At 70.8% G+C, this 24,898-nt stretch carries 24 protein-coding genes and 1 tRNA gene; 12 read left to right on the forward strand and 13 right to left on the reverse strand.

Features of this window, described 5'->3' with window-relative positions:
* Positions 1-42 precede the first annotated feature (42 nt).
* Positions 43-2,553 (forward strand): ATP-dependent helicase HrpB, encoded by a 2,511-nt coding sequence (gene hrpB / locus ACIP37_RS21505; RefSeq protein ID WP_400810829.1) that lies wholly within the window; start codon positions 43-45, stop codon positions 2,551-2,553.
* Between the two features lie 43 nt (positions 2,554-2,596).
* Here the strand turns inward: hrpB and ACIP37_RS21510 are convergent, their stop codons facing one another.
* The 3 genes from ACIP37_RS21510 to ACIP37_RS21520 all read right to left on the reverse strand — a co-directional run bounded on the left by ACIP37_RS21510 (position 2,597) and on the right by ACIP37_RS21520 (position 5,021).
* Entirely contained in the window at positions 2,597-3,847 is a 1,251-nt protein-coding gene (locus ACIP37_RS21510) for a hypothetical protein (protein WP_400810824.1), read from the reverse strand.
* A 129-nt stretch (positions 3,848-3,976) separates the two neighbouring features.
* Entirely contained in the window at positions 3,977-4,111 is a 135-nt protein-coding gene (locus ACIP37_RS21515; protein ID WP_400810825.1) for a DUF397 domain-containing protein, read from the reverse strand.
* The gene (locus tag ACIP37_RS21520; RefSeq protein ID WP_363618958.1) at positions 4,074-5,021 is read right to left on the reverse strand and encodes a helix-turn-helix transcriptional regulator; all 948 of its coding nucleotides are present in this window, start codon (positions 5,019-5,021) and stop codon (positions 4,074-4,076) included. Before ACIP37_RS21520 ends, ACIP37_RS21515 begins: the two co-directional genes overlap by 38 nt.
* Before the next feature lie 161 nt (positions 5,022-5,182).
* Here ACIP37_RS21520 and ACIP37_RS21525 point away from each other — a divergent pair, with 161 nt between their 5' ends.
* Together ACIP37_RS21525 and ACIP37_RS21530 are read left to right on the forward strand one after the other, a co-directional pair.
* Positions 5,183-5,632 carry an ATP-binding protein gene (locus ACIP37_RS21525; protein ID WP_400844288.1) on the forward strand — a complete coding sequence of 150 codons (450 nt, stop codon included), beginning with the start codon at positions 5,183-5,185 and terminating at the stop codon, positions 5,630-5,632.
* A 13-nt stretch (positions 5,633-5,645) separates the two neighbouring features.
* Positions 5,646-6,212, forward strand: coding sequence for a hypothetical protein (locus ACIP37_RS21530; protein ID WP_400844291.1), 567 nt, complete (start codon positions 5,646-5,648; stop codon positions 6,210-6,212).
* A gap of 302 nt (positions 6,213-6,514) precedes the next feature.
* On the opposite strand, the gene ACIP37_RS21535 is transcribed toward ACIP37_RS21530, so the two are convergent.
* Both ACIP37_RS21535 and ACIP37_RS21540 read right to left on the reverse strand, forming a co-directional pair.
* Positions 6,515-7,039, reverse strand: coding sequence for a GNAT family N-acetyltransferase (locus tag ACIP37_RS21535; protein ID WP_400812011.1), 525 nt, complete (start codon positions 7,037-7,039; stop codon positions 6,515-6,517).
* Between the two features lie 69 nt (positions 7,040-7,108).
* Positions 7,109-7,540 (reverse strand): GNAT family N-acetyltransferase, encoded by a 432-nt coding sequence (locus ACIP37_RS21540; RefSeq protein WP_400844294.1) that lies wholly within the window; start codon positions 7,538-7,540, stop codon positions 7,109-7,111.
* 244 nt (positions 7,541-7,784) lie between these two features.
* Between ACIP37_RS21540 and ACIP37_RS21545 the strand changes: the two genes are divergently transcribed.
* Positions 7,785-8,636 carry an alpha/beta fold hydrolase gene (locus ACIP37_RS21545; RefSeq protein WP_400812007.1) on the forward strand — a complete coding sequence of 284 codons (852 nt, stop codon included), beginning with the start codon at positions 7,785-7,787 and terminating at the stop codon, positions 8,634-8,636.
* Positions 8,637-8,723: 87 nt separating this feature from the next.
* Here ACIP37_RS21545 and ACIP37_RS21550 read toward each other — a convergent pair whose 3' ends face one another.
* Together ACIP37_RS21550 and ACIP37_RS21555 are read right to left on the reverse strand one after the other, a co-directional pair.
* Positions 8,724-9,125, reverse strand: a complete 402-nt coding sequence (locus ACIP37_RS21550; protein WP_400844297.1) for a hypothetical protein — start codon at positions 9,123-9,125, stop codon at positions 8,724-8,726.
* A 233-nt stretch (positions 9,126-9,358) separates the two neighbouring features.
* Positions 9,359-10,021 carry a class I SAM-dependent methyltransferase gene (locus ACIP37_RS21555; protein WP_363588904.1) on the reverse strand — a complete coding sequence of 221 codons (663 nt, stop codon included), beginning with the start codon at positions 10,019-10,021 and terminating at the stop codon, positions 9,359-9,361.
* Positions 10,022-10,091: 70 nt separating this feature from the next.
* On the opposite strand from ACIP37_RS21555, the gene ACIP37_RS21560 reads away from it, so the two are divergent.
* Positions 10,092-10,784: a TetR/AcrR family transcriptional regulator gene (locus ACIP37_RS21560; RefSeq protein WP_363588906.1), complete on the forward strand. Its 693-nt coding sequence runs from the start codon at positions 10,092-10,094 to the stop codon at positions 10,782-10,784.
* Between the two features lie 33 nt (positions 10,785-10,817).
* Here the strand turns inward: ACIP37_RS21560 and ACIP37_RS21565 are convergent, their stop codons facing one another.
* Together ACIP37_RS21565 and polA are read right to left on the reverse strand one after the other, a co-directional pair.
* Positions 10,818-11,363, reverse strand: a complete 546-nt coding sequence (locus ACIP37_RS21565) for a GNAT family N-acetyltransferase (protein ID WP_363588908.1) — start codon at positions 11,361-11,363, stop codon at positions 10,818-10,820.
* A gap of 187 nt (positions 11,364-11,550) precedes the next feature.
* Positions 11,551-14,238 carry a DNA polymerase I gene (gene polA / locus ACIP37_RS21570; RefSeq protein WP_400812019.1) on the reverse strand — a complete coding sequence of 896 codons (2,688 nt, stop codon included), beginning with the start codon at positions 14,236-14,238 and terminating at the stop codon, positions 11,551-11,553.
* Between the two features lie 321 nt (positions 14,239-14,559).
* On the opposite strand from polA, the gene ACIP37_RS21575 reads away from it, so the two are divergent.
* From ACIP37_RS21575 to ACIP37_RS21600, 6 genes are all read left to right on the forward strand, one after another.
* Positions 14,560-15,024 (forward strand): hotdog fold thioesterase, encoded by a 465-nt coding sequence (locus ACIP37_RS21575; RefSeq protein ID WP_363368771.1) that lies wholly within the window; start codon positions 14,560-14,562, stop codon positions 15,022-15,024.
* Positions 15,025-15,615: 591 nt separating this feature from the next.
* Entirely contained in the window at positions 15,616-16,854 is a 1,239-nt protein-coding gene (locus tag ACIP37_RS21580; protein ID WP_363588910.1) for a branched-chain amino acid ABC transporter substrate-binding protein, read from the forward strand.
* Between the two features lie 220 nt (positions 16,855-17,074).
* Complete coding sequence (locus tag ACIP37_RS21585; RefSeq protein ID WP_063347149.1) at positions 17,075-18,004, forward strand: branched-chain amino acid ABC transporter permease; 930 nt, start codon at positions 17,075-17,077, stop codon at positions 18,002-18,004.
* Between the two features lie 5 nt (positions 18,005-18,009).
* The gene (locus ACIP37_RS21590; RefSeq protein WP_400812015.1) at positions 18,010-19,938 is read left to right on the forward strand and encodes a branched-chain amino acid ABC transporter permease; all 1,929 of its coding nucleotides are present in this window, start codon (positions 18,010-18,012) and stop codon (positions 19,936-19,938) included.
* A gap of 8 nt (positions 19,939-19,946) precedes the next feature.
* Entirely contained in the window at positions 19,947-20,768 is an 822-nt protein-coding gene (locus ACIP37_RS21595; protein ID WP_363588927.1) for an ABC transporter ATP-binding protein, read from the forward strand.
* The gene (locus ACIP37_RS21600) at positions 20,765-21,481 is read left to right on the forward strand and encodes an ABC transporter ATP-binding protein (protein ID WP_350881732.1); all 717 of its coding nucleotides are present in this window, start codon (positions 20,765-20,767) and stop codon (positions 21,479-21,481) included. Before ACIP37_RS21595 ends, ACIP37_RS21600 begins: the two co-directional genes overlap by 4 nt.
* Positions 21,482-21,547: 66 nt before the next feature.
* Here ACIP37_RS21600 and ACIP37_RS21605 read toward each other — a convergent pair whose 3' ends face one another.
* Positions 21,548-22,204 (reverse strand): ANTAR domain-containing response regulator, encoded by a 657-nt coding sequence (locus ACIP37_RS21605; RefSeq protein WP_063347151.1) that lies wholly within the window; start codon positions 22,202-22,204, stop codon positions 21,548-21,550.
* A 94-nt stretch (positions 22,205-22,298) separates the two neighbouring features.
* Between ACIP37_RS21605 and ACIP37_RS21610 the strand changes: the two genes are divergently transcribed.
* A tRNA-Leu gene (locus tag ACIP37_RS21610) sits at positions 22,299-22,381 on the forward strand.
* Between the two features lie 82 nt (positions 22,382-22,463).
* Here ACIP37_RS21610 and ACIP37_RS21615 read toward each other — a convergent pair.
* From ACIP37_RS21615 to pyk, 3 genes are all read right to left on the reverse strand, one after another.
* The gene (locus ACIP37_RS21615; protein ID WP_350881736.1) at positions 22,464-22,763 is read right to left on the reverse strand and encodes a helix-turn-helix transcriptional regulator; all 300 of its coding nucleotides are present in this window, start codon (positions 22,761-22,763) and stop codon (positions 22,464-22,466) included.
* Positions 22,760-23,119: a type II toxin-antitoxin system RelE/ParE family toxin gene (locus ACIP37_RS21620; RefSeq protein WP_363588913.1), complete on the reverse strand. Its 360-nt coding sequence runs from the start codon at positions 23,117-23,119 to the stop codon at positions 22,760-22,762. Before ACIP37_RS21620 ends, ACIP37_RS21615 begins: the two co-directional genes overlap by 4 nt.
* Before the next feature lie 110 nt (positions 23,120-23,229).
* Positions 23,230-24,660 carry a pyruvate kinase gene (gene pyk / locus ACIP37_RS21625; RefSeq protein WP_363588915.1) on the reverse strand — a complete coding sequence of 477 codons (1,431 nt, stop codon included), beginning with the start codon at positions 24,658-24,660 and terminating at the stop codon, positions 23,230-23,232.
* Positions 24,661-24,898 lie beyond the last annotated feature (238 nt).

Raw genomic sequence — 24,898 nt, forward strand, 5'->3', positions numbered from 1 at the left:
AACGCCGCCTTGCCCAACCCCGCCTCGCCGAACCCCGCCTCGCTGAACCCCGCCTGGCGCGAACTGCCCGTCCGCAGCGCCCTGCCCGCACTGCACGACGCGCTGGACGGGCCGGGCACCGCCGTCCTCGCCGCCCCGCCCGGCACCGGCAAGACGACGCTGGTGCCGCTCGCGCTCGCCGGTCTGCTCGATCCCGAGCGCCCGACGCTTCGCGTGCTGGTCGCCGAACCGCGCCGGCTCGCCGTCCGGGCCGCTGCCCGGCGGATGGCCTGGCTGCTGGGCGAGGCGGTCGGCGGGCGGGTCGGCTACACCGTGCGCGGGGACCGTCGCGTCGGCCCGGAGACGGTGGTCGAGGTGGTCACCACCGGGGTGCTGCTGCAACGGCTCCAGCGCGACCAGGAGTTGCCCGGAGTGGACGTGGTCGTCCTGGACGAGTGCCACGAACGGCACCTGGACGCCGACACCGCGCTCGCGTTCCTCCTCGACGTCCGGGCGGCACTGCGGCCCGAACTGCGGCTGGTCTGCGCCTCGGCCACCTCCGACACCGCGGCCTGGGCCGAACTCCTCGGCGGCGCGCCGGTGGTGGAGGCGCACGGAGTCTCCCACCCGGTCGAGACGGTGTGGGCACCGCCGCCGCGCGCCGTCCGGCCCGCCCACGGCACCCGGGTCGACCCGGCGCTGCTCGACCACGTCGCCGCCACCGTCCGGCGGGCACTCGCCGAGCGAGCGGGCGACGTGCTCTGCTTCCTGCCCGGCGTCGGCGAGATCAGCCGTGTCGCCGGGCAGTTGTCCACCGTGGCGGCGGACGTCCTACAACTCCACGGCCGCGCCCCGCAGGCCGTCCAGGACGCCGCCCTCACCCCCTCGGACGGCCGCCGCGTCGTGCTCGCCACCGCCGTCGCCGAGTCCTCGCTCACCGTGCCCGGCGTCCGCGTCGTCATCGACGCCGGGCTCGCCCGCGAACCCCGCACCGACCACGCCCGCGGCCTGGCCGGCCTGGTCACCGTCCGCGCCTCGCTCGCCGCCGCCCGCCAGCGCGCCGGCCGTGCGGGCCGCGAGGCCCCCGGCACCGTGTACCGCTGCTGGAACGAGGCCGAGGACGCCCTCGCCACCCGCTTCCCCACCCCCGAGATCGCCCTCGCCGACCTCACCACGTTCGCTCTCCAGGCCGCCTGCTGGGGCGACCCGGACGCCACCGGCCTCGCCCTGCCCGACGCCCCGCCCGCCGGGGCGATGGCCGCCGCCCGGCAGACCCTCCAGGCCCTCGGCGCCGTCGACGCCGACGGCCGGGCGACTCCGCGCGGCGTGCGCCTCGCCCGCACCGGGCTGCACCCCCGTCTGGGGCGCGCGCTCGTGGACGGCGCCCCTGCCGTCGGCGCCCGTCGAGCCGCCGAGGTGGTCGCCCTGCTCTCCGAGGAACCGCCGCGCGCCCTCGGCGACGACCTCGGCGCGGTCTGGCGGGCGGTCCGCTCCTCCAACGACCCCTACGCCGGCCGCTGGCGCGAGGAAGTCCGCCGCCTGCTGCGCGCCGCCGGCTCCGAAGCCGCCACTCAGCTACCCGACACGACCGCCGCCGGCCTCGTCGTCGCCCTCGCCTTCCCCGAACGCATCGCCCGCGCCCGGGTCGAACGCCCCGCCCCCGGCGAGCGCAGCCCGTACCTGATGGCCTCCGGGACGGCTGCCGAACTCGCGCCCGGTACCGCGCTCGGCGCACTGCCGTGGCTCGCCATCGCAGTCGCCGACCGCCCGGCCGGTTCCCCGTCCGCCCGGATCCTGCACGCTGCGGCACTGGACGAGGACACCGCCCGGCTTGCCGGTGCCTCGCTGCTCGAATCCCGCGAGGAAGTCCACTGGGACACCCGCCGCGACGAGGTCGTCTCCCGCCGGGTCGAGTCGCTGGGCGCGATCGAACTCGCCGAGAAGCCGCTCAGCCGCCCCGACCGGGCCCTCGTCCGCACCGCCATCCTCGAAGGCCTGGCCCGCGAGGGCATCAGCACCCTGCTGACATTCCCCTCCGGCCTGCGCGAACGCCTCGCCTTCCTCCACACCGCCATGGGCGACCCCTGGCCGGACGTCTCCGACGCCGCGCTGCTGGAACGCGCCGACGAATGGCTGGAGCCCGAACTCTCCCGCGCCCGTCGCCGCGCCGACCTCGCCCGCATCGATACGACCGCCGCCCTGCAACGCCTGCTGCCCTGGTCCACCGGCGAGGCAGGCCGCCTGGACGAGCTGGCCCCCGAACGCATCACCGTGCCGTCCGGCTCGAAGATACGCGTCGACTACACCACCGAACGCCCGGTGCTGGCCGTCAAGTTGCAGGAACTCTTCGGCTGGACCAAGACCCCTGCCCTGGCCGCCGGCCGCGTCCCGCTGACCATTCACCTGCTCTCCCCCGCCGGCCGCCCCGCCGCCGTCACCGGCGACCTCGCATCCTTCTGGCAGAACGGCTACCGCGCCGTCCGCGCAGAGCTGAGAGGCCGCTACCCCCGCCACCCCTGGCCCGAGGACCCGTCGACAGCGGAGCCCACCCGCCGCCTCAACCCGCGGAACTGACACTCCTCCTCGGCGGGGGCGGGATTCCCGGCTCGCGCTGCCGTCAGGAGATCGAGAAGCCCATCTGGTTCACCACCGGCGTCATCGGCACGTAGAGCACCTGCGCGTAGCAGGTCGTCGAGTGTGCCGTCGATCCAGCCGGGCAACCGACCTCCGACCTTCCGGCCACGATCACGCCGCGAGCCTCCATGTCGCCGTTCGCGCCGGACGGGTTGGCGAGTGCGGGGCCGCCGCTGTCGCCCTTCGCGCCGATCGCCCGTCGGTCACCACCCTTCGACTCCGCGATGTCCACCGGCTTGATCTTCGTCCCCTCGTCGTTCGTCGTCTCGACATCGACCTTCTTGACCTCCACGTCGCACTTCCACCCCGACTGGGCGCCGCTGAGGCAGACGAGGTCCCCCACGTTGTTGCGTCCGATCCCGTACGTGCGTCGCGACGAACCGCTGCTGTCCGACCAGGCACCGTCGTAGAACCGGCCGGTGCCGTTGCCGTTGATCGCGATCATGCCGACGTCCAAACCGTCGCCGATCGCGTACAGGTCGCCGATGTAGCCGCCGGTGCCGTTGTAGTACCGGCCGCCGCCGCAGTGTGCGGCGGTCAGCAGCACCTTCGCCCTGTCCTTCCAACCGCTGAACGCGGTCGAGCAGAACGAGGCCTTGCCGGTGTTGACCTCGGCGCCCGCGTAGTACGGCGTGCTGTCGGAGTGCCGGCTGCCGGACAGCGCTGCCGGGATGCCCTCGACGGTGGCCGTCACCGGCATCCCGGCGATCTCGGCGGCCATCCGGGAGTACGCCTGCTCGGTCGTGGCGCCGCTGGTCGGCCGCGTCGCCTTCGTCGGCACGTACGTGATCGCGATGGCGGTGCCGTCCTCCTGCGGGCCGATCGACGTCCACGCCTCGGGCGCCACAGCGGCGGTGAACCGGTCGATCGCGGCACGCATCTCCGCACGGGAGTAAGGGCTTTGGTGAACGTCGACGGTGTAGCCGGGGCCAGCGTTCGCGTCGAGCAGCGCCCGGACCTCGGTCGGGGCGTCGCCCTTCCAGTAGATGTCGGCGTGCTGGTTCGACGCGTCGATCACGGTCCCGGCGTAGCCGTCCGCCGCCGGAGCGCCGGACTCCACCCAGTCCTGCACCGGGTCCGTCATGCGGTGGAGCCTCTGCTGGGCCTGCGGGTCGCGGAGCACCGGCAGGCTGACCGACGGGACCGGCCCGTCCGGCGCGGCGTCGGCGGCGACGAGGGCGGAGGCGGTCACGGCGGACAGGGCCAGGGACAGCATGAGACGGGAGCGGCGCATACGCGGTCCTTCGACGGGGCTGGCGGGCCGATATCCAGCGTAGGGACCGAACCGCGCTTCGCCTGGTCAGAAGGCGCGTTTCAGGCTGCGACAGGCGCATGCGGAAAGCGACGCGCCCCCGTCAGCGGATCACTGCTCCGGGAAGTCACCGGCCTGGACGGAGGAGAGGAAGGACGCCCAGGCCGAGGCCGGGAAGACGAGCACCGGCCCCTGCGGGTCCTTGGAGTCACGCACGGGGACGAGGCCGGGGAATCCGGGGGCCACCTCGATGCAGTCTCCGCCGTTGCTTCCGCTGTAGCTGCTCTTGCGCCAGACTGTCGAGTCGAGCTCGTTCCTCGTCATCTCTGAACCCTTCCAGCGCGTCGGCGATCAGCGCGAGCGAGTCGGCTACTGGCAGTGCCGCCTCGTGGAGCAGATCATAGCTCCACCGATGCCGCACAACGATCGCCGGATCATCGCTGGAGTGCCCGCGATCGAGGCTCTCGGAGTAGACGCAGGTGCGGCCGTCGGGCATCTCCAGCATCACCATGGACTTGTCAGCATTGGCCGGTCGACGCGTGAATGGCACAACCTGGACGATCACGTTCGGAAGTCTCGAAACGTCCAGCAGGTGCTGCATCTGCCGCCTCATCACCTTTGGCCCGCCGACAACAGTTCGGATGGCGCTCTCGTCCAGAATCACCAGCAGAGTCGGCCCATCCAACTCCAGGAACCGCCGCTGCCTCGCCAATCGAGCCGCCGCTCGCTCTTCGATCACTTTGGGCTTCCCAGCCGCATCACTGACCGCCAGGACTGATTCGGCGTATTCGCGACACTGCAGGAGGCCATGCACGACGGCCAGCTGAAAGATCCTCGCAGCCACGGCCTCGGATTCCATGTCGACGTGACTCTGAAACCAGTCCGGATGTTCAATCCCGGCGTTCCAGTCCACCCTCCCCCAGATCCGCCTCAACGCACCGCCCGTGTTGAGCAGTTCGTCGGCCTTCTCCACCAGTTCCGGCGGCATGCGGCGCTGACCGGTCTCGTACCGGGTGATGTTCGTCCGGCTGCAGTGCAGCAGCTTGCCCAGCTCCTCCTGGGTGTAGCTGGCCAGCTCCCGGTAGAACCGCAGCTCCTCGCCGAACAGCTCCGCCGAACTCGCTGTCAGCTCCCGCTTGAACCGCCGATGTGCCACAGCCGGCCCCCTCACGCACCACGTGCCCATGGCACCCGATTTCGGCCATCACCGTACCTCTGGAACCTCGATGATTGACACCAGAACGCGATCATTCGAATGCAAAGCGTGATTGCGCACTACCTTCGCACGCCCCCATCCGCCCCCTGAGGTGCCCCGCCATGCTCAAAATCCGTACCGCGCCCCGCCCCCGAACGTTCGCCGCGCGCCTGGACTCCCGCACGGAATCCACCCCCGTCGCCCGGCAGTTGCTCCGCGCCTACCTCGCCGCCCTCCCCACCGGCGACCGCTACCGCGACACCGCCGAACTCCTCCTCGGCGAACTCTTCGCCAACGCCGTCCAGCACACCGACGCCCCCACCGACCGCCTCATCGAGATCCGCTTCTCCCTCACCGCCGACCGCCTGCGCCTCGAAGTCCACGACGCCGGCACCGGCCGCCCCTCCCTCCACACCCCCACCCCCGACGACGAACACGGACGCGGCGTCCTCCTCGTCAACGAACTCGCCGAGAAATGGGGCTGCTGCCCCCGCGCCGGCGGCGTCGGCAAGTTCGTCTGGGCCCTGATCGCCCCCGCACCCTCCCCCACTTCCACCCTCCTCACCGTCTGAACAGGCACCCACCATGCGACTCCCCCTCACCGCCCGCCACCTGTTCGACACCGGCTCCACCCCCGCCGACACCTACGCCACCCTCGCCCGCCGCACCCGCCAACCCCTGCGCTCAGCCCGCGCCGTCTGCACCGCCCTCGGCATCCCCGCCGCCGAAACCCAACGCCGCCTCGACGACTGCTACGACGCCCTCCTCGCCAACCCCCGCCCCGGCACAGAGAACGACACCGGCGAACTCCTCGAAGCCCTCGGCGTCTTCGACATCCCCAAAACCCCCGACGACCGCGACCTCGCCGTCATCGACCTCTTCCTCACCGCCATCGACGCCCACGGCAGCATCCGCGCCGGCCACCAACACGGCCTCACCCGCTGGTTCACCACCGGCAACCTCACCACCGCCTACCTCTCCCTCACCGCCACCCAACCCCACCCCACCACCGGCGACCCCACCCACTACTGGACCACCCTCACCACCGCCGGCGAACTCCTCACAGCCCGCCCCTCCCCCGACCCCCGCCTCAAACCCGCCCTCACCCACTGCCGCACCCAAGCCCAAGCCACCCACGCAACCCACCCATGAACACAGGAAGTCGACCCACCCGACTTCCTGCGCACACCCGCCCCCAACCCCCGCAGAGTCCACCCGCCGCACACCGCCCTGGCTTCGTTCACTTTCAGCAGTAGCGTTTGTCTGCCGGTTTGAGCCGCGGTTGCCGATCTTGAGGACCGTGGATGTTCACGAGAAACAGCAGCAGTCCACGGGGCGGCCCGCCACCCCTTCCGGCGGCGGGCCGTCGAGTCTGCATTCGCCCCACCCACGAGCTCGTGGCGTGGGTTCTCCCGCAGCTGGCCTTCGAGGTAGTTGCTGCCAACGCGGGTAGCTCAGCTGTTGATGCTGGGTGCGACCTCGCGGGTCATACGGAGGTTGGGCAGCTTTCCTTGCCAAAGCTCTCGCTCGCTCGTGACCTTGAATCCGTGGTGCTGGTAGAAGCGGACCGCGCTGTCGTTGTAATCGGTGGCCCATAGGCATATGGGTGTGGCTCCGGCCCAGGTGAGGAACTCGGTCATCATGCGGCCACCGAGTCCCTGGCCCTGGACGTGTTCCAGCAGATACATCGGTCCGAGAGTGACCACCTCGCCGCGGCGCCCGCAGAGAACGCCGACGATCTCGGTTTCAGAACGGAGAACACGGCAGAACAGCAGATCCGGGTCCTGGTTCGCTGCCTCGATGAACTCCCGCCACTGGTTGATGCCTTCCGCGGTAGCTGACGAGCCGCGGTGCTCACGGATCCAGTCCTCGTCGATCCCCACCTCCGGGTTGGGGTATGTCTGCAGCCAAGCCCTCAGCAGCAACGGCCCCAGCTGCGCGGAGTCGCCCGGACGAGCAGCTTCGATCACGTAAGTCATGGCAACGATCCTCACCGATCACCCACCGCTTCAGACTGCCCAGTCATCCCTGCGACGGAGGCGGAACGCTCAGAGTCGCATGAGCCCGGCGGCGGTCGGCCGGAATCCGCACTGACCGTAGAAGGACTCCAGGTGCGGTTCGTAGTCGACGTGCAGCCACTCGGCACCGCGTGCGCTCGCCTCGCTGGCAGCCGCCCTCACCAACCGGGTCCCGAGCCCCTGCCCGCGCTCGTCCGGGTGCACGGTGGTGTCCAGGACGAAGGCGTGCACACCACCGTCGCCGACGACGTTGACGAATCCGACCAGCCGGTTCCCCCGGCGCGCCGCGATCCAAGCCAGGCTGCGGGCCAGCATCGGCGCGAAGGAGGTCGGCTTGTGATTCGGCCACGACGCGCTGAACAACTCGTCGAGTTCGGCATCCGTCAGCTCAGGACACACCGCCAACACCTCGTCATCGGCCCACGACACATCACTGATCACCATGCAGGGCCAGCCTGCCATGCATCCACGGCCGTGATCGCCGCTCCACTCGTCGCCCGAGACCTCGAAGGCGGCGACCCCGCGCGCGGTCGTCGACGGCGACGGGCCGAGCTGGGCGCAGGAAGTCGGCCCCGCCGACTTCCTGCGCCCGGGCCCTCGCGCCAAGGGCGAGCACTGGCGTCGGCCACCGCAGCGCCCGCCGCATCCGCCCGCCCAACCCTATGATGTGATCGCCCTGTTGACGCGCTACCAACAGGAGCTGATCATGTCCTCACCCCTGCCCACCGCCGTTCGTCTGACCGTCGGCCGGCACACCTTCGACGCGCTGGCCGCCGGGCCCGCCGACGGGGAACTCGTCCTGCTGCTGCACGGGTTCCCCGAGTTCGCCGACTGCTGGAGCGCCGAGCTGACCGCGCTGGCCGCGGCCGGCTACCGCGCGGTGGCGGTGGACCAGCGCGGCTACTCCCCCGACGCCCGCCCCGCGGACATCGCGGACTACTCCGTCGAGCTGCTGGTCGCGGACGCGCTGGGCTTCGCCGACGCCCTGGACGCGCCGCGCTTCCACCTGGTCGCCCACGACTGGGGCGGCCTCGTCGCCTGGGCGCTGGCCTCCACCCACCCGGAGCGGCTGCACAGCCTGACCGTGCTCTCCACCCCGCACCCCGAGGCGCTCTACGAGGCCCTGAACAACGACAGCGACCAGCGCGAACGCTCCCAGTACATCAGGGAGTTCCGCCTTCCGGAGCACGTGGCCGAACAGGCCATGCTGGCCGACGACGCGGCCAGGCTGCGCGCGATCTACCGGGGCGCACTGCCGACGGACCAGGCCGAGTCCAACGTCCGACGGCTGACCGAGCCGGGCGTGCTGACGGCCGGGCTCAACTGGTACCGGGCGATCAACGAGGAACTCCGGGTGCCGGCCGGCGAGATCACCGTCCGCACGCTCTTCGTCTGGGGTACCGAGGACCGCGCTTTGGGCCGCGACGCCGCCGACCTGACGGCCAAGCACGTCAGCGCCCCGTACCGGTTCGTCGCGCTGGAGGGTGCCACCCACTGGCTGCCGGAGGCCGACGCCGAGCGGATCGTGCCGCTGCTCCTGGAGCACCTCGCGGGCTGACCCGGAGCAGTGTTCCCGGCGCGCCGCCCCACCGGCGCGCCGGTTTCGCCGCCCTCAGCCCGCCCTCAGCCCACCCTCAGCCCGCCCTCAGCCCGTCCTCGGCGTGTTCCGGGATCGCGCCCAGCTCTCCGCCTGCTCCGGGTCCCACAGGAAGCGGGCACCGAAGTCCTTCTCCTCGCCGGGTCCCGCCTCCGTCAACGCGCGCACCAGCGCCGGGCTGTAGACGGCGTGGACCCTGAAGTTCGCCAGGAGCCGACTCTTGATCACGATCCGCACGTAGCGACGGCTGTTGCCCCGGTGACGTCCGGCCACGATGACGCAGTCACCGCCGTCGCCCCAGGCCGGCGGCGCGATCCACACCTTCGCCCCCGGCGCGAAGTGCCGCAGCCCCTTGCGGATCTCCGACCCGCCTTCGCCGTGACCGGTCTCCTGAGCGACATTGGCCACGAGGCACACGCCCAGCGGCTCCGGTCCGGTTGCGTCCGTCATGGCAGCCATGATCGCCTGACCGGACACAGTGGCGCGCGTCCTTTTCCCAGGGCCGGGCCTCCGGGCCGTCGGCCGACGGCGACCGGCTCGGCCCGGGGGGCCACGTCGGCCTCATCCGGGCCGTCCACCCGCAGGGCATTCGTGAGTTGCCCACGCGTCACGACCAGTGTCGTACCGGGTTCCACCCCCACGCAGAAGGCGGTGCCCACAACCGATCACGACACCACACGGGTCTAGAGGCGGCAGCTGATCTCCATTCCGTCCTCCACGGGGAACGTGACGCTCTGGTAGCCGTTGGCGGGGTCGCGGACGTAGTCGAGGTAGGGCGCGAGGGCCTCCAGGTCGACGTCGTCGGCGACGACGAGGGTGCCGGGCGCGAGGCGTGGTTCGAGGAGTCGCAGGACGGGCAGGCACAGGTCCTTCCAGCCGTCGAGGAGGACGAAGTCCGCGGAGCCGTCGACTGCGGCGAGGGTGTCGCGGGCGTCTCCTTCGAGGACGGTGATCAGGTCGTCCAGTCCCGTCTCGGTGAACGTCCGGCGGGCGGCCGCGGCCTTGGCGGCGCTCAGTTCCGTACTGATCACCCGCCCCGTCCCGTTGTCGCGCACCGCGGCGGCGAGATGGAGCGTGGAGATGCCGAAGGACGTGCCGAACTCGACGACGGTGGCGGGGCGGGTGGCCCGGATCAGGTTGTAGAGGAGGCGGCCGCCCTGGGCGGAAATCGGCATGTACACCTCGGCGTTGGCGTCGGCCTGCTCCTGCGGGCCGAGGGGCGCGGAGTTCTGGGGCCACGCCGCCCGGATCCGCCTGCTGGTCGCCTCGTCCTGCTCGGCATGCCGGAACATCCGGTCGAGGGCGGTGGCGACGCGGGGGTCTTCGAGGGTGTTGGTGGGTGTCATGGGCCTAGACTAGACGCACCGTTGCGTTGCGTCTAGCGGTTCTGGCCTACCCTGGCCCCAGGAGGCAGACATGGAACGAGGAAGTACGGCCGCCGCGGCGGCCGGGTCACAACCGGCGGCACGCCACCACGGCAACCGGCACGGCCGCAGCGAACAGGCCCGGCAGGCAGTGCTGGAGGCGGCCGACGACCTCTTGGTCGAGAAGGGCTTCACCGGCGTCACCATCGAGGGCATCGCCGCCCGGGCGGGCGTCGCCAAGCAGACCGTCTACCGCTGGTGGAAGACCAAGACCGACATCCTCCTGGACGCCTTCCTCCAGGACGCGACCGAAGCCCTGACCCCGCCGGACCACGGCGACCTGGCCCCGGACCTGCGCGCCCACCTGCGCCAACTGGCCCTGTTCCTCACCCGGTCCGACGCGGGCGCCGTCTTCAAGGCCCTCATCGGGCACGCCCAGCACGATCCCGCGTTCGCCGCCGCCCTGCGGTCCGGGTACCTCGACGAACAGCGCCGACGCGACCGGCTCCCGCTGGAACGCGCGGTGGAACGCGGCCAGCTCGCCGCCGGACTCGACATGGCGGCGGAGATCGACCAACTCGTGGGACCGCTCTACCACCGCGTCCTGGTGACGGCGGAACCCGTGGACCAGGCTTTCACCGACCGCCTCGTCGAGGCGTTCCTGCACCGCGCGAACGTAGCCGACGCCGCGGACGCCGCGGACGCAGCGGACGCAGCCGACGCACGGAAGCCGGGGAGCAGCTGACTCCGAAGGCGGGCCGGCGGGAGGTGGCCGCGCTCAGTGCCGAGGGGTTGCGGCGTACTGGTCCGACGACAACGCGAACACCCGTACTCGCCGACCGCCGGCGGGACTGACGGTCTCACGGGCCAGCTGCATCCCCAGTTTGGTCATGATCCGTTCGGAGGCGTCGTTGCCCACCTGAGTGATGCTGACGATCCGCTCCAGCCCTCGCTCCTCGAACGCGAACCGCACAGCCGCCGCAGCGGCCTCGGTGGCCAAGCCGCGCCCCCAGTGGGAGCGTCCCAGCCGCCAGCCGACCTCGACCGCCGGCAGTACCTCCGGCAGGAATTCGGGGACCGAGAGGCCGGTGAACCCGGCCAGCTCACCAGTGGACCGGATCTCCACGGCGAACAGGCCGAAGCCCTGTGTCTCCCACTCGCTCTCCCAGGCCTGGATCCCGCCGCGGGTCTGCTGTTCGTCACGGACGCTGCCGTCACGGATCCACCGCATGACCTCGGGGTCGGCATTGACGGCAGCCATGGGCGCGACGTCCTCCTCGCGCCAGCGACGCAGGATCAGACGCGGAGTCTCAAGCGTGACCATCGGATCATTCTGGACCGCCAAGGGGCTCTCCGCCATCCGCCGCTGCCCACCGCCGATCGTCGCGCCCGCTGCGCGACGGCCCGCGGGAGCGGAGCGGCGGGCCCGGACACCAGCCGTGTCCGGGCCCGCCGAGAACCGCACCGCCGAACCGCACCGCAGCCCTGCACCGCCGAACCGCGCCGCCGGATCAGTGCGCGGCGGCCTCCCAGTTGGCGCCGACGCCCACCGAGACGTCCAGCGGGGCGCGCAGCGGGTAGGCGCCGGCCATCTGCTCGCGGACGATCGCCTCGACCTGCTCGCGCTCGCCCGGCGTCAGCTCCAGCACGATTTCGTCGTGCACCTGGAGCAGCATCCGGGAGGTGAGGCCGGCGGCGCGCAGCGCCTCGTCCACCCGCAGCATGGCGATCTTGACGATGTCGGCGGCCGAGCCCTGGATCGGGGCGTTGAGGGCCATCCGCTCCGCCATCTCGCGGCGCTGGCGGTTGTCGCTGTTGAGGTCCGGCAGGTAGCGGCGGCGGCCGAGCAGCGTCTCGGTGTAGCCGGTGGCGCGGGCCTCGTCGACGACCCGGCGCAGGTAGTCGCGGACGCCGCCGAAGCGCTCGAAGTAGGTGTCCATCAGGCCCTGGGCCTCGCCGGGCTTGATGCCGAGCTGCTGCGAGAGCCCGTACGCGGACAGCCCGTAGGCGAGGCCGTAGGACATCGCCTTGATCTTGCGGCGCATCTCGGCGTCCACCGCGGTGCCCGGGACCTCGAAGACCTGGGAGGCGACGGTGGTGTGCAGGTCCTCGCCGGTGGCGAAGGCCTCCAACAGGGCCTCGTCCTCGGAGAGGTGGGCCATGATGCGCAGTTCGATCTGCGAGTAGTCGGCGGTGAGCAGCGACTCGTAGCCCTCGCCGACGACGAAGGCGCGGCGGATGGCGCGGCCCTCCTCGGTGCGGACGGGGATGTTCTGCAGGTTCGGGTCCTGCGAGGAGAGCCGACCGGTAGCGGCGACCATCTGGTTGAAGGTGGTGTGGATGCGGCCCTTGGGCGAGACCGTCTTGAGCAGGCCCTCGACGGTGGTGCGCAGCTTGGCCTGGTCGCGGTGGCGCAGCAGGATGACCGGCAGTTCGTTGTCGGTCTGGGTGGCGAGCCAGGTGAGCGCGTCGGCGTCGGTGGTGTAGCCGGTCTTGATCTTCTTGGTCTTGGGGAGGGCGAGCTCGCCGAAGAGGATCTCCTGGAGCTGCTTGGGCGAGCCGAGGTTGAACTCGCGCCCGGCGGCGGCGTGCGCCTCCTCGACCACGCGCTGGATCTCGGTGGCGAACTGCGCCTCCAGGCTGGTGAGCCAGGGGCGGTCGGCGGCGATGCCGGTGCGCTCCATCCGGGCCAGCAGGGCGGCGATCGGCAGCTCCATGTCGCGCAGCAGCCCGGTGGCGCCGACCTCGGCGAGGCGGGTGTCGAAGAGCGCGGCGAGGTCGAGGACGGCGCGGGCCTGGAGCATGAGTGCCTGGGCGCCGGCCGCCGGGTCCTCCTCCGGGGCGTCGAAGGCGAGTTGGCCGTCCTCGGTGGCGGGGGCGGGGGTGAGCGAGCGGGCCAGGTACTCCTCGGCGAGCACCTCCAGGGTGAAGGTGCGGCGGCCGGGCTTCTCCAGGTAGGCGGCGAGGGCGGTGTCGGCGACGACGCCCTCGATGGCCCAGCCGCGCTCGGCGAAGGCCCGCATGACCTGCTTGGCGATGTGCAGGGCCTTGGGGGCGGCCGGGTCGGCGAGCCAGGCGGCGAAGGCCCGCTCGTCCTCCTCGGCGAGCTGCGCCGGGTCGAACCAGGCGGCGGACTCCCCTGCGGCCAGGGCGACTTCGGCGACCTCGCCGGTGCCGAGCGCCCACTGGTAGACCGCGGCGAGGGCGACCGGGGCCTTGGTGTCGGCGGCGTGCTCGCGCAGCCAGCCGGCCAGCGTGCCCGGGTCGGTGAGGAGTTCGCCGTCGACCTCGACGCCGGGGGCGAGTTCGGCCGCGGCCTCCTCCTCGCCGGCGGCCGGGTCGATGCCGTGGACGCGGTCGCGGAAGTTGGCGTTGCGGAACTCCAGCGACTCCATCAGCGTGCCGACGGCGGCCTTGTCGAACGGCGCGCGGGCCAGGTCGCCGACGCCGAGCGGGAGTTCGACGTCGCGGACGAGCTCGGTGAGGACGCGGTTGCGCTTGACCGAGTCGAGGTGTTCGCGCAGCTTCTCGCCGATCTTGCCCTTCACCTCGTCGGCGCGGGAGACGAGTTCGTCGAAGGAGCCGAACTGGTTGACCCACTTGGCGGCGGTCTTCTCGCCGACGCCGGGGATGCCGGGCAGGTTGTCGGACGGGTCGCCGCGCAGGGCGGCGAGGTCCGGGTACTGGCGCGGGGTGACGCCGTACTTCTCGGCGACCTTCTCCGGGGTGTAGCGGGTGAGCTCGGAGACGCCCTTGGTCGGGTAGAGCACGGTGATGTGGTCGGTGACCAGTTGGAGGGAGTCGCGGTCGCCGGTGACGATGTCGACGTCGTAGCCGGCCGCCTCGGCGGCGGTGGCCAGGGTGGCGATGATGTCGTCGGCCTCGAAGCCCTCGGCCGTCAGCCGGGGGACGTTCATCGCGTCGAGCAGTTCGCCGATCAGGCCGATCTGGCTGCGGAACTCGTCCGGCGTCTTGGCGCGGTTGGCCTTGTAGTCGGGGAACTCGACGGAGCGGAAGGTCTGCCGGGAGAGGTCGAAGGCGACGGCGAGGTGGGTGGGCTGCTCGTCCCGGACGGTGTTGGCGAGCATCGAGGCGAAGCCGTAGACCGCGTTGGTGGGCTGGCCGGTGGAGGTGTTGAAGTTCTCCACGGGCAGGGCGTAGAAGGCCCGGTAGGCCATCGAGTGCCCGTCGAGCAGCATCAGCCGGGGCCGCGGGCCGGCCCCGCCGCCACCCGTCGCGCCCTTGTCCGTACTCTGCGTAGCCACGTCAACGTCCCGTTCCTGCCGATTCCACTACCGGCCACCGATCCTATGGCCCGGCACCGACAAAAGGGGCGCCGTGCCGGTCGGGCGCCGTGCCGATCGGGCGCGGGGCGCGGGCGGCGGGGGCGCGCCGGGGGCCGCCGTGCCCGGGGCGTCCGTTGACACGCCCCGACCCCGGACACGGCCGCTACCGCCGAGTAGGACGGTCGTACGATCACAGGCAGCACGATGACGATCCCCGAGCGGCAGGAGTTCCCCATGACCGACGCGGCCCCCGACGCGGCCCCCGTCCTGAAGGTCCCGCAGGACGTGCTGGACCACTTCGCCAAGCTCGGCGTCGACCCGCAGACCTTCTCCGGCGGCGCCCTCGGCGAGAAGCTCGGCATCCGGATCGTCGAGGCCTCCGGCGACCGGGTGGTCGGCACCATGCCGGTGGAGGGCAACCAGCAGCCGTACGGGCTGCTGCACGGCGGCGCGTCGGCGGCGCTGGCCGAGACGCTGGGCTCGATCGGCGCGATGCTGCACGCGGGCCCCGGCCGGTACGCGGTCGGGGTGGACCTCAACGCCACCCACCACCGCTCGGCCACCTCCGGGCTGGTCACCGGGGTGGCGACGGCGGTGTTCAAGGGCCGCACCGCCGCCACGTACGAGATCGCGATCACCGACGACACCGGCAAGCGGGTCACCAGCTGCCGGCTGACCTGCATGCTGCGCGACCTCTGACCCCGCGCCGGGACCCTTCCCGGTGCCGACGGATCATCAAATCCCTTGACCGCCCCCTTGTTTGACCTTCCGCCACCCTGGGCAGGCGTTGGTCTGGACAAGGGGGCGGCGGCATGTCCGGGCGCGGCCGACGCGGCAGCATGCCCGGAATCCGCGCAGGTAACGCTACGTAACAAGTAGGAAATCCGAGCAATGGCCCGCTCCGAGGCTCGCAGGCGGCCCGGAGTTCCTTCGCCATGCCCTCGCTGTCCGAAATCCGGACGAGCATGACCGGAACAAGTGAATCGGACACAGGTGTCCGACTATCGACCAGGCCAGCTGCAACCCCCATTTCTGGCCCTTACATCGCCCCAACAGCCCCTAAACGCCCTACATCGGCGGATCGGTCGCGCCAAAACGACCACATGCTGAGACAACTGCTCTGTGTGCTCATAACAAGAGAATCACAGCCTCGCCACACCACTGCCCGAGTCGCCCAGAGGCATCTAGAGTCACGGCCAGTCACCGCGCCAACGGATTGGGCCCGGCCCTCCGCGCATCCCGGCTCCCGCCAACTCAGGCGCGGCGCCTCCCGAACCGAAGGGGACCCTCGTGCGTCACCGTTCCGCAATTGTCGTGAGCATTGCCGTGATCGGCGCCCTGAGCCTCAGCGCGTGCGGCTCCCGCGACGACAAGAAGTCCGCCGACGGAGGCAGCGGCAACAGCGGCTCCGCCACCACCGTCACCATCGGCATCGACGCCCCGCTCACCGGCGACCTCTCCGCCATCGGCATCGGCATCCGCAACTCCGTCGACCTCGCGGTCAAGAAGGCCAACGAGCAGAACGAGGTCCCCGGCGTCAAGTTCCAGGTCAAGGCCCTCGACGACACCGCCAAGCCCGGCCCCGGCCAGCAGAACGCCACCCAGCTCGTCGCCGACAACAGCGTCCTCGGCGTCGTCGGCCCGCTCAACTCCAGCGTCGCCCAGTCGATGCAGCAGATCTTCAACGACGCCAACCTCGTCGAGATCTCCCCCGCCAACACCGGCGTCGCCCTCAGCCAGGGCGAGAAGTGGGTCACCGGCGAGAAGAAGCGCCCCTTCAAGACCTACTTCCGCACCGCCACCACCGACGCCGTCCAGGGCCCCTTCGCCGCCCAGTTCCTCGCCAAGGACGCCAAGAAGTCCAAGGTCTTCCTCATCGACGACCAGAAGACCTACGGCGCCGGCCTCGCCGCCACCTTCAAGGCCGAATTCACCAAGCAGGGCGGCAACATCGTCGGCGAGGAGCACGTCAACCCCGACGACCGCGACTTCTCCGCCATCGTCACCAAGGTCAAGACCTCCGGCGCCGAAGCCGTCTACTACGGCGGCGAGTACCCCGCCGCCGGCCCGCTCTCCCTCCAGCTCAAGGACGCCGGCGTCAACATCCCGCTGATGGGCGGCGACGGCATGCAGAGCGCCGACTTCATCAAGCTCAACCCCAAGAGCGCCGGCGACTACGCCACCGCCGTCGGCGGCGCCGTCGAACAACTCCCCACCGCCGCCAAGTTCATCGCCGACTACAAGGCCGCCGGCTACAAGGACCCCTACGAGACCTACGGCGGCTACTCCTACGACAGCGGCTGGGCCATCATCCAGGCCGTCAAGGCCGTCGCCGCCGCCAACAACGGCAAGCTGCCCGCCAACCCGCGCGCCGCCGTCGTCGACGCCGTCCAGAAGGTCTCCTTCGACGGCGTCACCGGCAAGGTCTCCTTCGACGAGTTCGGCGACACCACCAACAAGCAACTCACCGTCTACACCGTCAAGGACGGCAAGTGGACCGTGGAGAAGACCGGCACCTTCAACGGCTGAACCTCCAGCGGCTGAACCTCCAGCGGCTGGGCCTTCAACGGCTGAGCCCTCGACAGCTGGGCCTCCAGCGGCTCAGCCCTCGACGGCTGAACCTCAACCGCTGAGCCGGCCCGCACCACCTTCCAGCAGCACAGCGCGCGGGGGCGCCACGAGTGCCCCCGCGCGCCCCCACATCCACCACCCACGCGGACAACCCCGAACGCACTACGGAGGCCCAGCGGTGCACGACCTACCGCAGCAGCTGGCCAACGGCCTGATCCTCGGCGCCCTCTACGGACTCGTCGCGATCGGCTACACGATGGTCTACGGCATCGTCCAGCTCATCAACTTCGCCCACGGCGAGATCGTCATGGTCGGCGGCTTCGGCGCCCTGACCGCCTACCTCGCCCTCCCCGGCGGCACCACCCTGTGGCTGGCCCTGCCGCTCATGCTGATCGCCGGCATCCTGGTCTCCACCCTCACCGCCGTCGCCGCCGAGCGCTTCGCCTACCGGCCCCTGCGCAACGCCCCCCGACTCGCCCCCCTCATCACCGCGATCGGGCTGTCCATCTTCCTCCAGCAACTCGTCTTCTCCTTCTACCCCGACGCCAAGAAGGCCCGGGTCTTCCCCAAGATCCCCGGCGACCCCTTCAGCCTCGGCTCCGTCACCATCCAGCGCAGCGACCTCTTCCTGCTCATCGCCGCCCCGCTGTGCATGCTCGCCCTCGGCTGGTTCGTCACCCGCACCCGCTCCGGCCGCGCCATGCAGGCCACCAGCCAGGACCCCGACACCGCCAAGCTCATGGGCATCGACACCGACCGCATCATCGTCATGGCCTTCGCCATCGGCGCCGCGTTCGCCGCCGTCGCCGCCGTCGCCTACGGACTGCGCAGCGGCCAGGTCGACTTCCGCATGGGCTTCATCCTCGGCCTCAAGGCCTTCACCGCCGCCGTCCTCGGCGGCATCGGCAACATCTACGGAGCCATGCTCGGCGGCATCGCCCTCGGCCTCGCCGAAAGCCTCGCCACCGGCTACATCCAGCACCTCCCCGGCATGCACCTCTTCGGAGGCGGCGCCTGGAAGGACGTCTGGGCCTTCGTACTCCTCATCCTCGTGCTCCTCGTCCGGCCCCAGGGCCTGCTCGGCGAGCGCGTCGCGGACAGGGCGTGACCACCATGACCACCACCACCGAAACCACCCCGGTCATCCCCCTGCCGGCCCGCGCCGCCACCGCCCTCACCGGCCTCGGCGCCCTCACCACCGCCGCCTCCGCCGCCCTCCCCTGGACCTGGACCTCCGACTTCCCCGGCGACCTCACCTACACCGGCTCACCCGCCGGCCTCCAATGGCTCGCCCTCGCCGCCGGACTCCTCACCCTCCTCCTGCTCCTCGCCACCCACGGCACCCCCGGCCTGCGCTGGGCCACCCCCACCCGCAGCCACAACGCCGTCCTCTACACCGCCACCGGCGCCCTCGCCGTCAGCGTCTTCTCCGTCGCCGCCATCGCCACCGAACTCGGCGGCCTCGCCAACCTCGAAGCCGGCGGCTGGATCCTCGCCGCCGGCGGCCTCCTCACCGTCCTCGGCGCCCTCGGCCTCCCCCTCGACCGGCGCACCCGCGTCCCGCTGCGCATCCTCGACAAGCGCCTCTTCCTGCTCGTCCCCGTCGCCCCCGCCGGCTGGTTCGCCGCCCACGCCATCCCCGGCGACCAGCCCGTCGCCCCCGTGATGACCGCCCTCGCGGGAGCCCTCGCCATCGCCGCCGGCGTCGTCCTGCTGCTCCAGCTCGGCCACCTCGCCCACACCTGGCTGCGCCTGGGCACCGTCGACCGGCCCCTGCCCGCGCCGCGCCAACTCCCCTCCTGGGCCGAAGTCCTGATCATCGTCCTGGCCTTCGGCCTCGGACTGTTCACGATCACCTTCGGCATCGACACCGAGTACGGCGAACTCTTCATCGGCTACCTGCTGCTCGCCGCCCTCGTCGTCCCCGCCCTCACCCGGTCCGGCCTGCTCGCCCGGCTGCGCGCCCTGACCGTCAAGCACCGCCCCGTCACCACCGGCGCCGCCTTCGCCGCCGCCGCCAGCTTCCCCTTCACCCAGACGAGCGACCAGTACACGTCCGTCGCCACCAACATCCTGATCTTCGCCACCGTCGCCCTCGGCCTCAACATCGTCGTCGGCCTCGCCGGCCTGCTCGACCTCGGCTACGTCGCCTTCCTCGGCGTCGGCGCCTACGCCGCCGCCCTGGTCTCCGGCTCCCCCGCCTCCCCCATCCACGTCCAGTTCCCGTTCTGGGCCGCGATGCTCACCGGCGCCGCCGTCTCCATGGTCTTCGGCGTCCTCATCGGCGCCCCCACGCTGCGCCTGCGCGGCGACTACCTCGCCATCGTCACCCTCGGCTTCGGCGAGATCTTCCGCATCACCATGCTCAACCTCAACGGCACCACCGGCCCCAAGGTCACCAACGGCTCCAACGGCATCCCCCGGATCCCCGACCTGGAGATCCTCGGCTTCGACCTCGGCAAGCCGCACACCGTCGCCGGCATCGAGCTCGGCCGCTTCTCCAACTACTACCTGCTGATGCTCCTCGTCACCGCCCTGGTCGTGCTCGTCTTCGCCCGGGTCGGCAACTCCCGCATCGGCCGCGCCTGGGTCGCCATCCGCGAGGACGAGACCGCCGCCGAGGCCATGGGCATCAACGGCTTCCGCCTCAAGCTCCTCGCCTTCGCCCTCGGCGCCTGCCTCGCCGGCCTCGCCGGCACCGTCCAGGCCCACGTCAGCTACACCGTCACCCCCGACCAGTACACCTTCGCCGAGGCCCTCCCGCCCAACTCCGCGTTCCTGCTCGCCGCCGTCATCCTCGGCGGCATGGGCACCATCAGCGGGCCCCTCGCCGGCGCCACCCTCCTCTTCCTCATCCCCAAGAAGCTCGAATTCCTCTCCGACTACCAGCTGCTCGCCTTCGGCGCCGCCCTCATCATCCTGATGCGCGTCCGCCCCGAGGGCCTCATCCCCAACCGGCGCCGCCAACTGGAGTTCCACGAGGCCGCCATCCCGGCCCAGCCCGCCGGCGACGGCGCCGCACTCACCAAGGCAGGGGCGTGACCACCCAGATGACCACCACCGCCACACCCCTGCTCGAAGTCACCGGCGTCACCATGCGCTTCGGCGGCCTCACCGCCGTCAACGACGTCAGCCTCACCGTCGGCGAAGGCGAGATCATCGGCCTCATCGGCCCCAACGGCGCCGGCAAGACCACCTTCTTCAACTGCCTCACCGGCCTCTACGTCCCCACCGAGGGCGCCGTCCGCTACCGCGGCACCCTCCTGCCGCCCAAGCCCCACCTCGTCACCCAGGCCGGCATCGCCCGCACCTTCCAGAACATCCGGCTCTTCGCCAACATGACCGTCCTGGAGAACGTCCTCGTCGGCCGCCACACCCGCACCAAGGAAGGCATCTTCTCCGCCATCCTCCGCGGCCCCGGCTACCACCGCGCCGAAAACGAGAGCCGCGAGAAGGCCATGGAACTCCTCGCCTTCACCGGCCTCGCCGACAAGGCCGACCACCTCGCCCGCAACCTCCCCTACGGCGAACAGCGCAAGCTGGAGATCGCCCGCGCCCTCGCCTCCGACCCCGGCCTCCTGCTGCTCGACGAACCCACCGCCGGCATGAACCCCCAGGAGACCCGCGCGGCCGAGGAACTCGTCTTCGCCATCCGCGACCAGGGCGTCTCGATCCTCGTCATCGAGCACGACATGCGCTTCATCTTCAACCTCTGCGACCGCACCGCCGTCCTCGTCCAGGGCCAGAAGATCGTCGAAGGCGACCGCGAAACCGTCCAGAACGACGAACGCGTCATCACCGCCTACCTCGGCGCCCCGCTCGAAGGCACCACCCCCGCAGTCGCGGAGACCGTTACGGAGACCGACCAGTGACCGCACTCCTCGAGGTCGAGGACCTCCGCGTCGCCTACGGCAAGATCGAAGCCGTCAAGGGCATCAGCTTCACCGTCAACCAGGGCGAGGTCACCACCCTCATCGGCACCAACGGCGCCGGCAAGACCACCACCCTGCGCACCCTCTCCGGGCTCCTCAAACCCACCGCCGGACGCATCGCCTTCGACGGCCAGGACCTCACCACCGTCCCCGCGCACAAGATCGTCGCCCTCGGCCTCGCCCACTCCCCCGAAGGCCGGCACATCTTCCCCCGCATGACCATCGAGGAGAACCTCCTCCTCGGCGCCTTCCTGCGCACCGACACCGCCGGCATCACCGCCGACGTCGACCGCGCCTACGACCTCTTCCCCATCCTCGGAGAACGCCGCCGCCAGGCCGCCGGCACCCTCTCCGGCGGCGAACAGCAGATGCTCGCCATGGGGCGGGCCCTGATGTCCCAGCCCAAACTGCTCATGCTCGACGAGCCGTCCATGGGCCTGTCGCCGCTGATGATGCAGAAGATCATGGCGACCATCATCGAGCTCAAGGCCGCCGGCACGACCATCCTGCTCGTCGAACAGAACGCCCAGGCCGCCCTCTCCCTCTCCGACCGCGGCTACGTCATGGAGACCGGCCGCATCGTCCTCTCCGGGACGGGCGCCGACCTCCTGCACGACGAGTCCGTCCGCAAGGCCTACCTCGGCGAGGACTGATACCTCCACGCCTCCACGCACGGAGGGCCCGGCAGACGAGATCCGCCGGGCCCTCCTCGCGTCCGTCTACTCGGACGCGTCCTCGTCCGCCTTCTTGCGGTCCTGGGCCGCGCCCTCCTCGATGACTGCCTCGGCCACCGCGGCCATCGTCATCCGACGGTCCATCGACGTCTTCTGGATCCACCGGAACGCCGCCGGCTCGTTCAGCCCGAACTTCGTCTGCAGCACGCCCTTCGCCCGGTCCACCAGCTTCCGGGTCTCCAGCCGCTGGGTGAGATCCGCGATCTCCTCCTCCAGCGTCCGCATCTCGGTGTACCGCGACACCGCCATCTCGATCGCCGGCACCAGATCCGCCTTGCTGAACGGCTTCACGATGTACGCCATCGCCCCGGCGTCCCGCGCCCGGTCCACCAGCTCCCGCTGCGAGAACGCCGTCAGCATCAGAACCGGCGCCAGGTGCTTCTCGTGGATCTGCTCGGCGGCGGAGAGCCCGTCCAGCACCGGCATCTTCACATCGAAGATCGCGAGGTCCGGCCGAAGCTCCTCCACCAGCTTCACCGCCGTGGCCCCGTCCCCGGCCTCACCGACGACGGTGTACCCCTCCTCTTCGAGCATCTCCTTGAGGTCGAGGCGGATCAGCGCCTCATCCTCGGCGATCACAATCCGGGTGATCTGGGGCGAATCGGTCTCAAGCGGCTGTGCCTGCTCGTCGGCGGTGCTCACGGGGCTCCTAGTTCCGGCGGGGTACTGCAATAAATGAGGGTACCTAGCAGCAGCTGCCCGCACACAGCCGGTATGCTCTGTCGGGACTGGCCCCGCCGGGTTGGTGGAACGGCATACACGGATGTCTCAAACACATCTGCCCGAGAGGGCTTGCGGGTTCGAATCCCGCACCCGGCACCCTACGCAACGCCCTCATTCGTCCGGCCTTCATCACGACGGATACTCCCGGAATCACCTGCATTCCACCCGTGCACCCGGCTCAGCTCGCCCTCTCCAAGGGCTCCAACTCGACAGTGAGCCGCATGCCCAGCGCCGCCGCGAGCCGTTCCAGCACCACGATGGTCGGCATCGTTCCGCCCGCCTCGAAGCGGGCCACGGCAGGCTGCTGCATACCAGCCGCCGCGGACAACTGGGTCTGGGTCATGCCGAGCGCCTCACGGCGCAGGCGGACGGCCTCCCCGAGTTCGAATCGGATCCGGGCCGCCTCGTAGGCCGCGCCCGCCCCCGGTCGGTTCAGGATCTCCTCGCGCAGAGCACGCCAGGACGTGCGTTCGCTCATCTCGCCCACTCCTCGTCCTCGTCAGCCGTGTGCTGCTCGGCCACGCAGCGACGCAGCGCCCGCCTCGCCCGGTCGACCTCCGCCGTCTCCCGCATCCGCGTCTTACGGAACACGGTCAGCAGGATGATCCTCCTGCCGGACGCGATCCAGTAGGTGATGCGCATGTCCAGCTCGTCCAGGTGGAAGCGCAGCTCCCGGAGCTTGCCGTCCAATTGCCTGGTGTGCGGTTCCCCGAGCAGGGGGCCGCGGGCGGCGAGCAGGTCGACGTAGAACGTCACCGTTTCCTGACCGTCGTGGCCCAGTCCGAGAATCCAGTCCCGGACCTCCGGCTCGAGCTCCACCTCTCCCCAAGTCATAACACGAATGTTATGGAGCCGCCAGGGCCGCCTCGCCCGGATCCGAGGACCGGCGGGCGACATCCCTCCGGATGAGGGATGCCGCCCACGAATGACCGTTCGGACTCCGGTCAGTTGTCCAGGGTCCCCACGTGGTGGACGCGGACGAGGTTGGTGGAGCCGGCGAGGCCGGGCGGGGAGCCGGCGGTGATGACGACGATGTCGCCCTTCTGGCAGCGGCCGAGCGACAGGAGGGCCGCGTCGACCTGTTCGACCATCTGGTCGGTGGTGGGGGCGAAGGGTCCGAGGAAGGTCTCGACGCCCCAGGTGAGGGCGAGTTGGCTGCGGACGGCGGGTTCGTAGGTGAAGGCGAGGACGGGGATGGGCGAGCGGTAGCGGGTCAGCCGGCGTGCGGTGTCGCCGGACTGGGTGAAGGCGATGAGGTACTTGGCGTGCAGGAAGTCGCCGATCTCGGCGGCCGCGCGGGCGACGGCGCCGCCCTGGGTGCGCGGCTTGTTGCCGGTGGTCAGGGGCGGCAGTCCGGCGGCGAGGATGTCGGTTTCGGCGGCCTCGATGATGCGGCTCATGGTCTTGACGGTCTCGACGGGGTACTTGCCGACGGAGGTCTCGCCGGAGAGCATCACGGCGTCGGTCCCGTCGAGGACGGCGTTGGCGACGTCGGAGGCCTCGGCCCGGGTGGGCCGGGAGGCGTTGATCATCGAGTCGAGCATCTGGGTGGCGACGATGACCGGCTTGGCGTTGCGCTTGGCGAGTTTGACGGCGCGCTTCTGGACGAGCGGGACCTGTTCGAGGGGCATCTCCACGCCCAGGTCGCCGCGGGCCACCATGATGCCGTCGAAGGCGTCGACGATGGATTCCAGGTTGTCGACCGCCTGCGGCTTCTCGATCTTGGCGATGACGGGGACGAGGCGCCCCTCCTCGGCCATGATCCGGTGGACGTCCTCGATGTCGCGGCCGCTGCGGACGAAGGAGAGCGCGATCAGGTCGGCGCCGGTGCGCAGGCCCCACCGCAGGTCGGCGACGTCCTTGTCGCTGAGTGCGGGGACGGAGACGGCGACGCCGGGGAGGTTGAGGCCCTTGTGGTCGGAGACGAGGCCGCCTTCGATGACGAGGCAGCGCACGCGCGGCCCGTCGACCTCGACGACCTCCAGGGTGACCCGGCCGTCGTCGACGAGGATGCGTTCGCCGCGGGTGACGTCGGCGGCGAGGCCGGGGTAGGTGGTGCCGCAGATGTCCTTGTCTCCGACGACGCCGTTGTCGGTGGAGATGGTGAACTCGTCGCCGCGTTCGAGAAGTACGGGGCCGTGGGCGAAGGTGTCGAGCCGGATCTTCGGGCCTTGAAGGTCGACGAGGATGCCGACGCTGCGGCCGCTCTCGTCGGCGGCCTTGCGGACGCGGCGGTAGCGTTCCTCGTGCTCGTCGTGGGTTCCGTGGCTGAGGTTGAAACGGGCGATGTCCATTCCGGCGTCGACCAGGGATTTGATCTGGTCGTACGAGTCGGTGGCCGGCCCGAGGGTGCAGACGATTTTTGCTCGGCGCATACTGCTGAGGGTAGGCATTACCGGCGCGTAACCACGACGCGGGTCCGGACGGCGGGATGACCTTTGCCGTAAGGCGAGTTGAACAATCTGACACATCCTCGGACCGGTGTGCGAGCAGCTGCCCGGGTGCCGTCGCCGTCCGGCCTTCCGATGCGAACCCGTGAAGGGGTGTTCACCCTTGGTTCACCGTCGGTTCGGCCGCCGCTCCCCGCCCGGCGGGACGCTCGTCACCCCCGGG

The organism is Kitasatospora sp. NPDC088861 (assembly GCF_044750105.1).
Classification (GTDB): Bacteria; Actinomycetota; Actinomycetes; order Streptomycetales; family Streptomycetaceae; genus Kitasatospora.